13 protein-coding genes are annotated in these 14315 nt (G+C 71.6%); 9 read left to right on the forward strand and 4 right to left on the reverse strand.

What is annotated here, in order from left to right; translation table 11 throughout:
• A partial coding sequence (locus ACXR2U_RS18335) for a YihY/virulence factor BrkB family protein (protein ID WP_458826517.1) occupies positions 1–997 on the reverse strand: 997 nt, incomplete at its 3' end.
• Positions 998–1039: 42 nt separating this feature from the next.
• On the reverse strand, positions 1040–1606 hold the full coding sequence (locus ACXR2U_RS18340) for a 2'-5' RNA ligase family protein (protein ID WP_458826518.1): 567 nt from the start codon (positions 1604–1606) through the stop codon (positions 1040–1042).
• A 117-nt stretch (positions 1607–1723) separates the two neighbouring features.
• Here ACXR2U_RS18340 and galE point away from each other — a divergent pair, with 117 nt between their 5' ends.
• The 9 genes from galE to ACXR2U_RS18385 all read left to right on the forward strand — a co-directional run bounded on the left by galE (position 1724) and on the right by ACXR2U_RS18385 (position 13197).
• Entirely contained in the window at positions 1724–2707 is a 984-nt protein-coding gene (galE, locus tag ACXR2U_RS18345) for a UDP-glucose 4-epimerase GalE (RefSeq protein ID WP_458826519.1), read from the forward strand.
• Positions 2704–3813 (forward strand): galactokinase, encoded by a 1110-nt coding sequence (gene galK, locus ACXR2U_RS18350; protein WP_458826520.1) that lies wholly within the window; start codon positions 2704–2706, stop codon positions 3811–3813. Before galE ends, galK begins: the two co-directional genes overlap by 4 nt.
• A gap of 225 nt (positions 3814–4038) precedes the next feature.
• Entirely contained in the window at positions 4039–5337 is a 1299-nt protein-coding gene (locus ACXR2U_RS18355) for an ABC transporter substrate-binding protein (RefSeq protein WP_458826521.1), read from the forward strand.
• Between the two features lie 19 nt (positions 5338–5356).
• Positions 5357–6328, forward strand: a complete 972-nt coding sequence (locus tag ACXR2U_RS18360) for a carbohydrate ABC transporter permease (RefSeq protein ID WP_458826522.1) — start codon at positions 5357–5359, stop codon at positions 6326–6328.
• Positions 6325–7257, forward strand: a complete 933-nt coding sequence (locus ACXR2U_RS18365; protein WP_458826523.1) for a carbohydrate ABC transporter permease — start codon at positions 6325–6327, stop codon at positions 7255–7257. Before ACXR2U_RS18360 ends, ACXR2U_RS18365 begins: the two co-directional genes overlap by 4 nt.
• Positions 7258–7367: 110 nt before the next feature.
• On the forward strand, positions 7368–10193 hold the full coding sequence (locus ACXR2U_RS18370) for a glycoside hydrolase family 2 TIM barrel-domain containing protein (RefSeq protein WP_458826524.1): 2826 nt from the start codon (positions 7368–7370) through the stop codon (positions 10191–10193).
• Positions 10190–12307: an alpha-galactosidase gene (locus tag ACXR2U_RS18375; protein WP_458826525.1), complete on the forward strand. Its 2118-nt coding sequence runs from the start codon at positions 10190–10192 to the stop codon at positions 12305–12307. The genes ACXR2U_RS18370 and ACXR2U_RS18375 overlap by 4 nt, the downstream gene beginning before the upstream one ends.
• A 46-nt stretch (positions 12308–12353) precedes the next feature.
• Entirely contained in the window at positions 12354–12761 is a 408-nt protein-coding gene (locus ACXR2U_RS18380; RefSeq protein ID WP_458826526.1) for a DoxX family protein, read from the forward strand.
• Positions 12762–12771: 10 nt separating this feature from the next.
• Entirely contained in the window at positions 12772–13197 is a 426-nt protein-coding gene (locus ACXR2U_RS18385; RefSeq protein WP_458826527.1) for an Ohr family peroxiredoxin, read from the forward strand.
• A gap of 4 nt (positions 13198–13201) precedes the next feature.
• Here the strand turns inward: ACXR2U_RS18385 and ACXR2U_RS18390 are convergent, their stop codons facing one another.
• Together ACXR2U_RS18390 and ACXR2U_RS18395 are read right to left on the reverse strand one after the other, a co-directional pair.
• Positions 13202–13423 (reverse strand): hypothetical protein, encoded by a 222-nt coding sequence (locus tag ACXR2U_RS18390; RefSeq protein WP_458826528.1) that lies wholly within the window; start codon positions 13421–13423, stop codon positions 13202–13204.
• A 47-nt stretch (positions 13424–13470) separates the two neighbouring features.
• Positions 13471–14256 (reverse strand): GAF domain-containing protein, encoded by a 786-nt coding sequence (locus ACXR2U_RS18395; RefSeq protein ID WP_458826529.1) that lies wholly within the window; start codon positions 14254–14256, stop codon positions 13471–13473.
• Positions 14257–14315 lie beyond the last annotated feature (59 nt).

Here is a 14315-nt window from a genome sequence, read left to right on the forward strand (position 1 = left end):
CGGCGCCGAGCGCGGCGCCGGCGCCCACCAGCCCCGCCCCGACAGCCGCCGGTGACGGGCCGTCCGGGCGCAGCGCGATGGGGGTCGAGGGCCCCGCGTCGGTGTCGACCCCGGCGTCGGCCGGGACGGCGGCCAACTGCATCTCGCGGTCGAACGTCGAGGTCCACGCCGCGCAGAACAGCAGGTAGCGCGAGAGCAGGTTGATGAGGATCAGCAGGCCGACCGGCGCGCCGAATCCGACGACCGCCGGGTTCCCGGACAGCGAGCCGAGGTAGTACGACCCCCCGATCTTGATGATCTCGAACCCGACCGCGGCGAGCAGCGAACCCTGGAGCGCCGACCGGCGACTGACCTCGACGCGCGGGAGGCGCTGCAGCACGACGCTGAACGCGGCGGTGTCCCACGCGATCGCGAGCAGCACGCCGAGGACCAGGGCGACGGCCGCGGCCCACCCGGTGTCGTCGAGGCCGATCGGCGAGAGGATCAACCCGGTCAGCGTCGTGCCGAGCCCGGTGATCGCGAACGACACGGCCAGGGTGATCCCGAGGATCACCAGCACGCCGAGGTCGCCGCCCTTGGTGGCGAGGAAGCTGCGCTTGCTCGGCTCGCGTCCCCAGACCGACTCCATCGCCGACCGGATGTTGTCGACCCAGCTGGTGCCGGTCAGCGCCAGGGTGACGAGGCCGACCACGCCCGTGCCGCCGCGCGCGTTGATGACGGTGTTGAGCGTGTCCTCCGTGATGAAGTTGCCGGGGACGTTCTCGGTGATGGACCGGATGACGGAGTCGCGCAGGTCGTCGTTGCCGACCAGGACGTACCCGAGCACCGACACCGCCAGCAGCAGGATCGGGAAGATCGACAGGAAGCTGAAGAAGGTGATCGCGGCCGCCTGGTGGTCACCCTGGTTGGCCGAGTACTGCCCGTAGGCCCGGATGACGTGGTCCAGCCACGGGTAGCGCTTCCGGAGTTCGGCGAACCGGGCCTTGAGCTTGTCCACGCGTCGGTGTTACCCACCCGCGCGGGACCCGGACGGCCGGTCTCAGACCCCGCCGGTCAGCTCGAACTCGGCCAGCTGGCCCCACCCGCCGTCGTCGCCGCGTTCGAACAGCTGGAACGACGACACCGGGAAGCGCGCCGCGAAGCCCGCGAGGGCGTCGTAGGCGCGGTCGAGGTCGGCGTCGGCGACGCCGTGGGCCACGGTGACGTGCGGGTGGTACGGGAAGTCGAGGTCGCGGGTGACCGGCCCACCGCGCACGGCGCGCTCGAGCAGCTCGCAGGACCCGAGCCCGGCGGCGACCTGGACGAAGACCACGGGTGAGATCGGCCGGAACGTGCCGGTGCCCGACAGGTGCATGACGAACGGGGCCGCGGCGGCCGCCGCGGCCGCGAGGTGGTCGACCACGGCACCGAGCCGGTCACGGAGAACGACCGTGGGCGGGACGAGGGTGACGTGCGGCCAGACCAGTTCCGCCTGCGGGTCGCCGACCTGCCGGCGCCACCACGACAGCACGGACGCGTGGGGCTCGGGGACACCGATGACGACCCCGATGACGGTCTGGTCGACCGCGGCGACGGGCACGCGTGGCGCGGGCGCGTGCGTCGTCACACCGGTGATGGTGCCAGGAAGCCCGCGACGGTGCGCCTCCGCGTCCGACCCCGCGTGGCCGCCTGGTCGACTGTGTTGGATTTCGTTGGAACGACGCCCGGTGCGAGGATGACGGCCATGCGGCTGTTGATCGTGGGCGGAGCGGGCTACATCGGGAGCGTCGTCGGGGCCCAGTGCCTCGCCGCGGGCCACGAGGTGGTCGTGCTGGACGACCTGTCGACCGGTCACGCCGACTCCGTCGCCCCGGGCGCCCGCCTGGTCCAGGCGCCGGTGACCGAGGCCGCGCAGGTGCTGGCCGAGCTGGGTCGGGACGACGGCCCGCCGGTCGACGCGGTGCTGCACTTCGCCGCCAAGTCACTGGTCGGCGAGTCGACCGAGCACCCCGACCGCTACTTCCACACCAACGTCGAGGGCACCCTCGCGCTGCTCGACGCGATGCGGCTGCACGCGGTGCCGACCATCGTCTTCTCCTCGACCGCCGCGACCTACGGCGAGCCGGAGCTCGTGCCGATCCCCGAGACCGCCCCGACCGCGCCCACCAACCCCTACGGCGCCAGCAAGCTCGCGGTCGACCTCGCGCTCGGCAGCTACGCGCCCGCCTTCGGCCTGGCCGCGGTGAGCCTGCGGTACTTCAACGTCGCCGGCGCCCTGCAGCAGGACGGCCGGTGGTTCGGCGAACGCCACACCACCGAGACCCACCTCATCCCGATCGCCCTGCAGGTCGCGACCGGCGCCCGCGAGGACCTCGCCGTCTACGGCCGCGACTACCCGACCCCGGACGGCACCTGCGTCCGCGACTACATCCACGTCGTCGACCTCGGCCGGGCCCACCTCGCCGCCCTGGACGCCGCCGTGGCCGGGCGCCACCAGGTGGTCAACCTCGGGTCCGGCTCGGGGAACTCGGTGCTGGAGGTGGTCGAGACCGTGCGCGCGGTGACGGGTCACGCGCTGCCGACCGTCGACCACGACCGCCGAGCGGGCGACCCGGCCGTGCTCGTCGCCTCCAACGCCCGCGCGGCCGACGTCCTCGGCTGGCACCCCGAGCGCGACCTGCAGGCGATGGTCGCCGACGCGTGGGCGTTCACCCAGGCGACGGCGTGAGTTCCGCGCGCTGGTTCGCGCCGGGACGGGTCAACCTCATCGGCGAGCACACCGACTACAACCACGGCCTGTGTCTGCCGTTCGCCATCCCGCAGGGGTGCGTCGCCACCGTCGAGACCGTTGCAGACAGCAACGACGTCCACCTGAGCTCCGCGCAGGAGGCCGACCCCGTCACGGTCGCGATCTCCGACGTCGACCCGTCCCGTGCCGACGGCTGGACCTCCTATCCCCTCGGGGTTCTCTGGTCGATGCGCGAACAGGGGCACCTCGACGCGATCCCCGCGTTGCGCATCCACGTCGACGGCGACGTCCCGCCCGGCGCCGGCCTGTCGTCGTCCGCGGCCCTGGAGTGCAGCGTGGCCGCCGCGGTGTCCGACGCCCTCGGTCTGGGCCTGGACCGCGACCAGTTGCTCCTGGTCAGTCGGCAGGCCGAGAACGACTACGTGGGGCTGCCCAACGGCGGACTCGACCAGATGGCGTCGCTGCTGTGCGAGCCCGGCGCGGCGCTGCTGGCGGACTTCGCGGACCTGTCGACCCGGCCGGTGCCGCTCGACGTCGCCGCGGCGGGCGCTGCCGTCCTCGTGCTCGACACCAAGGCGCCGCACCGGCTCACCGACGGCGCCTACGCCGACCGGCGCGCGACCTGCGAGGCCGCGGCCCGCACCCTCGGGCTCGCGTCCCTGCGCGAGGTCGACCCGGCGACCCTCGACGACACCCTGTCGCGGCTCGACGACGACGACCAGCGGCGGGCGGTCCGCCACGTCGTCACCGAGAACCGGCGGGTGGTGGAGACCGTCGCCCGGCTCGAGCGCGGCGACCTGTGGGGCATCGGCGACCTGCTCACGGCCTCGCACGTCTCGCTCCGCGACGACTTCCGGGTCACCGTCCCCGAACTCGACGTGGCCCAGGAGGCGCTGCTCGACGCCGGTGCGGCGGGGGCGCGGATGACCGGCGGCGGGTTCGGCGGGTGTGTCATCGCCCTGCTCCCCGCGGGCCAGGTGGATGCGGCCGCCCGCAGCGTCACGGACGCGTTCGCGGACGAGGGTTTCCGGGCTCCGTCCTGGTTCACCGCGGTGCCCGGGCCGGGCGCCCACCCGACCGACTGACTCACGCTCGCCTCACGGACCTCACCGATCGGCCGCACAGGCACCGACACGTGTACCCGGGATGTCCGGTTGTCGACGCCTGTGTGCCGTAATCGTTACCCCGAGTGCGGCCACAAGCCTTGACGCGCGACGTCCGATCCTGCTGAATACTGATCGGTTCTGTCGGAAAGCGACCCAGGTCACCGGACCGGGCGAGACGACTGAGACATCTACCAGGGGGCAACGATGACCACTGATCTTCCCACCGGCCTCTCCCGCCGCACCCTGCTCAAGGGCGCAGCGGCGGGGGTCGCGGGCCTCGGCGCCGTGCCGCTGCTGGCGGCCTGCACCGGTGCCTCCAGCAGTGGCGGCGGGGACAACGGCAGCGGGAGCACGACGATGGGCTCCGGCGCGTCGGACGAGAAGCCCAAGGCCGGCATCCAGGCGATGGTCGACGGCTTCCAGAAGGCGAACTCGGGCAGCACGGTGAAGATCAACACCGTCAGCCACAACGACTTCCAGGAGAACATCAACAACTACCTCAACGGCAGCCCCGACGACACCTTCACCTGGTTCGCGGGCTACCGCATGCGCTACTACGCCAAGAAGGGCCTCGTCGCCCCGGTCGACGAGGCGTGGGAGAGCTTCGGCGGCGACTTCAGCGACGCGTTCGCGCAGGCCTCGACCGGTGACGACGGCAAGAAGTACTTCGTCCCGAACTACAACTACCCCTGGGCCGTCTTCTACAAGAAGTCGGTGTGGGCGGCCAAGGGCTACGAGGTCCCCACGACCTTCGACGACCTGCTGGCCCTCTGCAAGCAGATGAAGGCCGACGGCATCACCCCGATCGCGTTCGGCGACAGCGACGGCTGGCCCGCGATGGGCACCTTCGACTACCTGAACCTGCGCACCAACGGCTACCAGTTCCACGTCGACCTCATGGCCCACAAGGAGAGCTGGGACTCCGACAAGGTCAAGGCCGTCTTCGACAACTGGAAGCAGCTGCTGCCGTACCACGCCACCGGTGCCCTCGGCCGCACGTGGCAGGACGCCGCGCTCACCGTCGTGCAGGAGAAGGCCGGCATGTACCTGCTCGGCTCGTTCGTCGCCCAGCAGTTCGACAACGCCGACGACTACGACTTCTTCCTGTTCCCGGAGGTTGACTCGCAGTGGGGCCAGGACGCCATCGAGGCGCCGATCGACGGCTTCATGGTGACCAAGAAGGGCGGCTCCAACAAGACCGCCATGAAGCTCATGGCCTACCTCGGCTCGGCCGAGGCGGAGCAGCTCTACGCCGCGAAGGACCCGAGCAACGTCGCGGGCAACAAGAAGGTCCCGACCGACAACTACTCGGCCCTGCAGAAGAAGTCGGCGGAGGTCATCGGCCAGGCCAAGAACATCACCCAGTTCCTCGACCGCGACTCGCTGCCGGCCTTCGCCAGCAACGTCATGATCCCGGCGCTGCAGAACTTCTACTCGACCGGCAACTTCGACACCGCCGGGGTCGAGTCGCAGGCCAAGCAGCTGTTCGCGTCCGAGAGCTGAAACCCGACAGGAGCCGGCCGTGACCGCCGTCGAGAACACCAGCCGGAGCTCGGTACCGGAGACCCCGGAGCCGATCCAGCTGAAGCCTGCGCGTCAACGCAAGGTCCACCGTCTGTCCCGCGCCGACGTCGTCGTGCTGTCGGTGATGGTCGGGATCCCGACCCTGGTCGAGCTGGTGCTCGTCTGGCTGCCCGCGGTCGGCTCCATCGGGTTGTCGTTCACCAAGTGGGACGGCATCGACCTGTCCGGCATCCGCAGTGCCGGCTGGTCCAACTACAACTACGTCGTCAACGACTACCCGCAGTTCTGGCCGGCGGTCTGGCACAACGTGCTGTGGCTGCTGTTCCTGTCGATCATCGCCACCCCGCTCGGCCTGCTGCTCGCCGTGCTGCTCGACCAGAAGATCAAGGGCAGCCGGATCTACCAGACGGTGTTCTTCATCCCGGTCATGCTCTCGCTGGCCCTGGTCGGCATCATCTGGCAGCTGATGTACGCCCGGGAGAACGGGTTCATCAACAACGTCCTGGGGATCGCCGACGGCCCCCACGCTATCGACTGGATCGGCGACACCCACGTCAACATCTGGGCCGCGCTCATCGCCGCGACCTGGAAGCACGCCGGCTACATCATGATCTTGTACCTAGCCGGTCTGAAGGGCGTCGACCCGTCGCTGCGGGAGGCCGCGGCGATCGACGGCGCCACCGCGACCCAAACGTTCTTCCGGGTCGTGTTCCCCGCGATGCGCCCGATCAACATCGTGGTCGTCGTCATCACGATCATCGAGGCCCTGCGGGCCTTCGACCTGGTGTACGTCCTCAACGGCGGCCGCAACGGGTTGGAACTGCTCTCGGTGCTGGTGATCCAGAACCTCAAGGGTGAAGGCCTCGACATCGGGGTGGGATCGGCGATCGCCGTGATCCTGCTCGTGGTGTCGCTGATCCCCATCACCGCGTACCTCACGCGGGTGTTCGGCAAGGAGAAGACGGCATGACCACGGCGATGAGCAAGGCCGAGAGCGGTGCACTGGGCGGATCCGCCGACACCCCCGTGGGCAAGAGCCGGGAGGGTGGTCCGCGGCAGAAGTTCGGCGCGGTCTACGTGTTCCTGACCGTCATGGCCGTCATGTGGCTCGTCCCGCTGCTGTGGGCGGTCTACACCTCCCTGCGCAGCTCCGACGTCACCAAGGCCAAGGGCTACTTCAGCTGGGGCGGTTTCACCCTCGACAACTACTCCCGGGCGTGGACCCAGGGCACGCTGGCGAAGTACTTCGTCAACTCCGCCTACATCACGATCCCCGCGGTGCTGCTGACGTTGTTCCTGGCCTCGCTCATGGCCTTCGCGGTCTCGCGCTACAGCTGGAAGTTCAACGTCACGCTGTTGATCATGTTCACGGCGGGCAACATGCTGCCGCCCCAGGTGCTGGCCACTCCGCTGTTCCAGCTGTTCAAGGCCATCCACCTGCCGTACACGGTCAGTGACTCCGGATCGCTGCTGAACACCTACTACAGCATCATCATCGTCAACGTCGCGTTCCAGCTCGGCTTCTGCACGTTCGTCATGAGCAACTACATGCGGGCGCTGCCGATCGAGCTGACCGAGGCCGCGATGGTCGACGGCGCCGGGGTGTTCCGCCAGTACTGGTCGATCGTCATGCCGCTGTGCCGGCCCGCCATCGCGGCGCTGGCCACGCTCGAGACGATCTTCATCTACAACGACTTCTTCTGGGCCCTGTTGTTCATCCAGAACGGTGACCGACTCCCGATCACCACGGGTATCAACGCCCTGAAGGGTCAGTACCTGTCCGACTACGGCCTCATCGCCGCGGGCGCGGTCCTCACCGTCATCCCGACCCTGCTCATCTACGCCGCCCTGCAGCGGCAGTTCGTCGCGGGCCTCACCCTCGGCGCCAACAAGGGCTGAGCCACCACGCCCCCGCACACCACCCATCGAGTTGATCAAGACGTTTTCGCCGTGACACGCCGAGCGTGAGCGACAGAAACGTCTTGATCAACTTTCGTCAGAGGAGTTCTGTGCTCGACAGCTTCGCCCCGTCCGAGGGCGCTGCGCCCGCCCGTGCCCGCCTGCGGTCCGACGCGCCGTCCGTGTCGCTGGACGGGACGTGGCGGTTCCGCCTGTCCCCCACCGCTGACGCGCCCCGCGACTTCCTCGACGACCCGGGCGTGGCCGACGGGTGGGACGAGATCGCGGTGCCGGGGCACTGGCAGTTCCAGGGCGAGGACGCCCTGACTCCGGACGCCGCGTGGGGGCGGCCGGCGTACACGAACGTGCGCTACCCGTTCCCGGTCGACCCGCCCCACGTGCCGGACGAGAACCCCACCGGCGACCACGTCCTCGCCTTCGACCTGCCGGCCGGGTGGCCCGAGGGCGACGCGCGGCTGCGCTTCGACGGCGTCGACTCCCACGCCACGCTGTGGGTCAACGGCACCGAGGTCGGGTGGTGGACCGGTTCCCGGCTGCAGACCGAGTTCGCGGTCGGGTCCCTGCTGCGCCCGGGCCGCAACGTGGTCGCCGTGCGGGTGCACCAGTGGTCGGCCGCGAGCTACCTCGAGGACCAGGACATGTGGTGGGTGAGCGGGATCTTCCGCTCGGTCACCCTGCTCGCCCGCCCCGCCGGCGGGATCGACGACGTGTTCGTGCACGCCGACGCGTCCGGCACCCTGCGGGTGGAGACCACCCCGGGAGCCCGCCTGTCGGTGCCCGAACTCGGGCTCGACGCGGTCGACGCCGCCGGCACCTACGAGCTCGAGGTCGAACCGTGGACGGCGGAGACGCCACGGTTGTACGACGCAACGGTCGCCACCGACACCGAGACCGTGTCGCTGCGGATCGGGTTCCGCACCGTGACGACGACCGACGGCGTGTTCCGCGTCAACGGCGCCCCCGTCACGTTCCGCGGCGTCAACCGGCACGAGTGGTCGCCGTGGACCGGCCGGGCCGTTCCCGCCGACGTCATGCTCGAGGACGTCCGGCTCATGAAGCGGCTCGGCGTCAACGCCGTCCGCACCTCGCACTACCCCCCGCACCCGGACTTCCTCGACCTGTGCGACGAGCACGGTCTCTACGTGGTCCTGGAGTGCGACCTCGAGACGCACGGCTTCATCTTCGCCAACTGGCGCGGCAACCCCTCCGACGATCCTCGCTGGACCGCCGCCTACCTCGACCGCATGGACCGCACGCTGGAGCGCGACAAGAACCACGCCTCTGTGGTCATGTGGTCGCTCGGCAACGAGAGCGGTGTCGGCGGCAACCTCGCCGCCATGGCCGACCAGGTCCACGCCCGCGACTCCTCCCGGCCGGTGCACTACGAGGGCGACTGGGACTCGGGCTACGTCGACGTCTACAGCCGCATGTACGCCACGCCCGACGAGGTCAACGCGGTCGGCCAGGGGCTCGAGCCGGTGACGACCGACCCGACGCTCGACGGCCACCGTCGCACGATCCCGTTCGTACTCTGCGAGTACGTGCACGCCATGGGCAACGGCCCCGGCGGCGTCGTCGAGTACCAGCAGCTGATCGACGCCCACCCGCGCGTCTCCGGCGGGTTCGTCTGGGAGTGGATCGACCAGGCCATCGCCGCCCCGCTCGCCGACGGCTCCGGCTCGTTCTGGGCCTACGGCGGCGACATGGGCGAGCCACTCCACGACGGCGACTTCATCTGTGACGGCCTGGTGTTCCCCGACCGCACGCCGTCGCCCGGCGCGCTCGAGTACGCCGCCGCGGCCGGCCCGCTGCAGATCACGGTGCAGGGTGCAACGGTCACCGTCTTCAACCGCCGCGACCACACCGGGCTCGACGACCTGCGGTTCGAGGTGACCGTCGGGGTCGACGGCGACGCCTACGAGCTCGACCTGCCGGTCGTGCTGCCCCACGCCACGGTGAGCCAGACGCTGCCGGACGTCGGCGACTCCGACATCGTCACCGTGCGGGCGCTGACCCGCGAGGCCACGGCCCTGGTCCCCGCCGGGCACGAGGTGGCACACGGCCAGGGGCGTCCGGCCGCCCGGTACGGCTGGACCGCCGACCGACCCACGACGCCGTTCACCGCGCCGGACCCGTCGTGGTTCGACGCGTCCGGCCGGCTCGTGCGCATCGGGTCGGTCGAGGTCGAGGGTCCCCAGCTCGACCTCTGGCGGGCGCCGACCGACAACGACCACGGCGAGCACGGCGTGTCGGTGGAGACCCAGTGGCGCGCCGCGGGCCTCGACCGGCTGCGACACCGCGTGCTCTCCACCGCGCGCACCGACGACGCGTTCACCGTCGTGGTCCGCAGCGCACCCGCGGCCGCCGACCTCGGCTACACGACGACCTACCGCTGGTCGGCCCAGGGCGACGCGCTGCAGCTGTTCGCCGAGTTCGAGCCGTGGGGCGTGTGGCCGTGCGTGCTGCCCCGCCTCGGGCTGCGGATGTCGCTGCCCGGTGACGTCGACACCGTCACCTGGCGCGGCGACGGCCCGGGCGAGGCGTATCCCGACACCCGGTCGGCGGTGCGCTTCGGTGCGTGGAGCTCGTCGGTCGACGATCTGCAGACCCCGTACGTCTTCCCGCAGGAGAACGGCACCCGCACCGGCGTGGAGTCGGCGACGTTGCAGGGTGCGACGACCCGGCTGCAGCTGACCGGCGGGTTCGACCTCACCGTGCGGCGCTGGACGAGCGAGGACCTCGACGCCGCGCGGCACGCGGTCGAGTTGCGCCCGCGCGACCGGGTGTACGTCAACCTCGACGTCGGCCAGAACGGCATCGGCACCGCGGCGTGCGGGCCGGGCGTGCTGCCCGGCCACCAGTTCTGGGCCCGCCGGGCGTTGCTCGGCGTCGCGTTCGAGGAGCTGACGGCGTGAGCGCCCATCTCATCGGGGCACCGGGCGGGACCGGCCTGGTGCTGGTCGAGTACCCCGACCGGCTGCCGGCGGTGGCGTGGGTCGGCGTGGTCGACCCGGCGCTCACCGCGGCCGACGTCGCCGCGCTGGTGCCACTCCCCCCGCAGGACGGCCGGGACCGCTTCGATCCCGCCATGACCTCGCTGCTGCCCGAACCGGCCCGCAACTTCTGGGGTCGGCCGGGCCTCGCCGGTCACCGCGGCGACGACCGACCGGGCGCGTGGTCGACCGGGTTCACCACCGACGCGCTCACGGCATCGCAGCAGGGTGCAACGATCGAGGCGTCCGACACGGAGGCCGGACTCGCGCTGCGCACCGAGATCGAGGCGACCGCCGGCGGCCTGCTCCGGACCCGGCACACGCTCACCAACACCGGCGCCCCGGGCTACGTCGTCGACCACCTCGACGTCGTGGTGCTGCTGCCCGACCACGTGACCGAGGCCCTCGACTTCACCGGGCGCTGGGCGCGTGAACGCACCCCGCAGCGGCACCGGATCACCGACGGCCTCTGGCTGCGCGAGGGTCGACGCGGCAAGACCGGCTTCGACGCCGCCACCGTGCTGGTCGCGGGCACCGACGCCTTCGGCTTCCGCCACGGCGAGGTGTGGGGCGTCCACGTCGGGTGGAGCGGTGACACCGTGCACCGGCTCGAGCGTGTGCCGCTGGGCAAGACCTCGCGCACCGTGACCACCCTCGGCGGCGGCGAACTGCTGCTGCCGGGCGAGATCGTCCTCGGCACCGGCGAGTCGTACACGACGCCGTGGGTCTACCTCGGCGCCGCGACGGACGGCCTCGACGCACTCGCCGGCCGGTTCCACGCCTTCGAACGTGCCCTCCCGGCGCACCCCTCGACCGACCGCCCGGTCACGCTCAACGTCTGGGAGGCCGTCTACTTCGACCACGACCTCCCGACCCTCGTGGACCTCGCCCAGCGGGCGGCGCGCATCGGGGTCGAGCGCTACGTGCTGGACGACGGCTGGTTCGGCGGCCGCCGCCACGACCTCGCGGGCCTCGGTGACTGGACCGTGTCCCCCGACGTGTGGCCCGACGGCCTGACCCCGCTCGTCGAGGCGGTCCACGGGCTCGGCCTGCAGTTCGGGCTCTGGATCGAGGCCGAGATGGTCAACCCCGACTCCGACCTCTACCGCGCCCACCCCGAGGGGATCCTCGCGAGCGGCGGCCGGCTGCCGCACGAGGAGCGTCACCAGCAGGTCCTCGACCTCACCCACCCCGGCGCCTTCGAGCACGTGCTCGAGAGCATCTCGACCGTCCTGCGCGACAACGACGTCGACTACGTCAAGTGGGACCACAACCGGGACATCCCCGAGGGCGGGTCCTCACGGGTGGACGGCCGCCCGGCCGTGCACGAGCAGACCGCGGCGTACTACCGCCTGCTCGACGAGTTCCGCCGCCGGTTCCCCGAGGTCGAGTGGGAGAGCTGCGCCTCGGGCGGCGGCCGCATCGACCTCGGCGTGCTCGAGCGGGTCGAGCGGGTCTGGACGTCGGACCAGAACGACGCCCTGGCCCGGCAGGCCATCCAGCGGTGGACCGCCCAGCTCGTGGCGCCCGAGTACCTGGGCGCGCACGTCGCGGCGAACACCTCGCACCAGACCCACCGCACGCTGCCGTTGGACTTCCGGGCCGGCACCGCCCTGTTCGGTCACTTCGGCATCGAGTGGGACATCACCGCCGCCACCGAGGACGAACTGGCCCAGCTGGGGCGGTGGATCGAGCTGTACAAGGCGCAGCGCGCACTGTTGCACACGGGAACGGTCGTCCGGCTGGACTCCGCCGACGACGACGTCTGGGTGCACGGCGTCGTCGCGGCCGACCGCGGGACCGGCGTCGTCGCCCACGTACAGCTCGACGAGCTGACGCACGAGCCGCCGGCGTTCCGCATCCCCGGGCTGGACCCGGCGCGCCGCTACCGGGTCACCCGGGTCGACCCCGCGCCGTGGCCCGCGTGGTCGCCGCCAGAGGTCGACCTGAGCGGCGCGGCCCTGACGGAGGTCGGCCTGCCCGGCCTGCCACCCGCGCCGCTCTCGGTCGTCGTGGTCCGCCTGGACGCCGTCTGAGCTCCTCCCCCGAGCGCCGCACCCTCCCGCGGGGGACACTCACCGGGTGGTGCGGCGAGCGGACGTGGCGGAGCGGGTGCGCACGGTCGCGCCGTACGCGGTGGGGGCGGCGTTGACGGCGTCGTCGGTGCTGCACGTGACCCGGCCGGGGTTCTTCCGGCCGATGGTCCCGCCGTGGCTCGGCCCGCCGGACCCCTGGGTCAAGGGCAGCGCGGTCGTCGAGGCGGTGGTCGGAGTCGGTCTGCTCACCGCGCAGCCGTGGGCCGGGCGGGCCGGTGCGGCCCTGCTGCTGGGGGTGTGGCCGGGCAACCTGCAGATGGCCCTCGACGCGGGGCACGGCACGTACCGCGGGGCGGCGGACAGCAAGGTGGTGGCGTGGGCGCGCCTGCCCCTGCAGCTGCCGCTGGTGTGGGCTGCGCTCCAGTCGAAGCCGCGGCGCGGACGCGCTCGGTAACGTCGAGGCCATGTCCATCATCAAGGTCACCGACCCCAAGTACACGACGTCCGCCAGCGCGAAGGGTGGCCGCAACGGCCACGTCAAGAGCGCCGACGGGGTCATCGACCTCGACACGGCGATGCCGGGTGCCGGCGGCGAGCCGAAGGCCAACCCCGAGACGCTGTTCGCCGCGGGCTACGCCGCCTGCTTCCAGGGGGCGCTCGCCAACCGGGCCAAGACCCAGGGCATCGACACGTCGGACTCGACGGTCACGGCCGAGGTCACCTTCGGCGCCACCGAGGACGGCGGGTTCGGCATCGCGGTCGCGCTCAAGGCCTCGATCCCCGGTGTCGAGAAGGAGAAGGCCGAGGAGCTGCTCGAGCTCGCGCACCAGTTCTGCCCCTACAGCAAGGCCACCCGCGACAACATCGTGGTGACGCTCGAGGCCGTCTGAGCCGTCACGCGGTGCGGAACAGCCGCCGCCACCCCCTGGGGCGGCGCGCGGCACGCCGTTCAGCTTCCCTCTGGGCGGTACGGCGCTCGACCTCGCGGCGGACGTACTGCTTGGCCTCGGTGCGGGCCTCGGCCTGGGCCCGGGCGAAGTAGGCCTCGGGATCGGCGAGCATCGCCTGGACCTGCGGATCCGGCTTGGGGTCGGGGTCGAGGTAGTAGTCGGGCACCACGCCTCCTCCGCTGTCGTCGGCCGCGTTCGGCCTCACCGTACCCGTCACGACGGCGCCCGACGCGCTTGTGACGCCGCGAGGACGCGGGCGAACAGGACGATCAGCGGCTCGTCCCGATCGCGGACCAGGTCCCCGGGGTGCGGGCAGTCGACGGTGAGCATGCCGAAGACCTCCCGGTCGCCGCGGACCGGAACGGCCGTGAAGGTCCGGTAGCGGTGGGGGTGGTCGGTCCACCCGGGCGGCGCGTCCTGCGCGGTGTCACGGCAGAAGACCGTGACGTCGTCGTGGATCATCTGCAGCGCCGCGTCCCCGGCGCGGGTGCCGCCCTCGAACACGGTGTGCGGTTCGTCGGCCCGGCCGCTCGCCGCGACGAAGCTCAGCCGGCGCGGCACGCCACTCGGGTCCAGGTCGAGCTCGAAGTAGCAGGCCCGGGTCAGGCTCGGCGGCCCGATCGACGTGGCGACACCCGCGAGCGCCGCGAGCACGGCGCCCCGCCGGAAGGCGTGCCGCTCGACGTCGTCGGGTTCCTCGTGCACCTGGGCGACGATGCGCAGCAGCGGGTTCAGCGCCGAACTCACCGCGACGTTGACCCGGCGCCGGACGCTCTCGGCGAGTTCCTCCGCGGAGAGCACCTGGTCGCGCTCGCGCTGTTGGACCGCGAGGTTCGTGAGGTAGGCGGCGACGGTGGCGAGCAGGGCGAGGCCGCCGTACAGCCAGCGGGTCCAGTCCGTGGACACGGACGCGAGGAACCCCAGGACGAAGACGACGGCCGTGAGGGCCGCGCCGACCGAGGGCCGCGCGAGGAACGCGACCAACCTGGGGTGCATCACAGCGTGGACGCCAACCGGGCGCACCGACAGTTCCCGGGTGCCGACGCGCCCGGACCCGG

It is taken from the genome of Jatrophihabitans sp. YIM 134969 (assembly GCF_054456675.1).

Coding starts and splice junctions, on each gene's coding strand:
- ACXR2U_RS18385 (WP_458826527.1), top strand. CDS start 12,772: ATGTCCATCATCAAGGTCACCGACCCCAAGTACACGACGTCCGCCAGC.
- ACXR2U_RS18355 (WP_458826521.1), top strand. CDS start 4,039: ATGACCACTGATCTTCCCACCGGCCTCTCCCGCCGCACCCTGCTCAAG.
- galE (WP_458826519.1), top strand. CDS start 1,724: ATGCGGCTGTTGATCGTGGGCGGAGCGGGCTACATCGGGAGCGTCGTC.
- ACXR2U_RS18365 (WP_458826523.1), top strand. CDS start 6,325: ATGACCACGGCGATGAGCAAGGCCGAGAGCGGTGCACTGGGCGGATCC.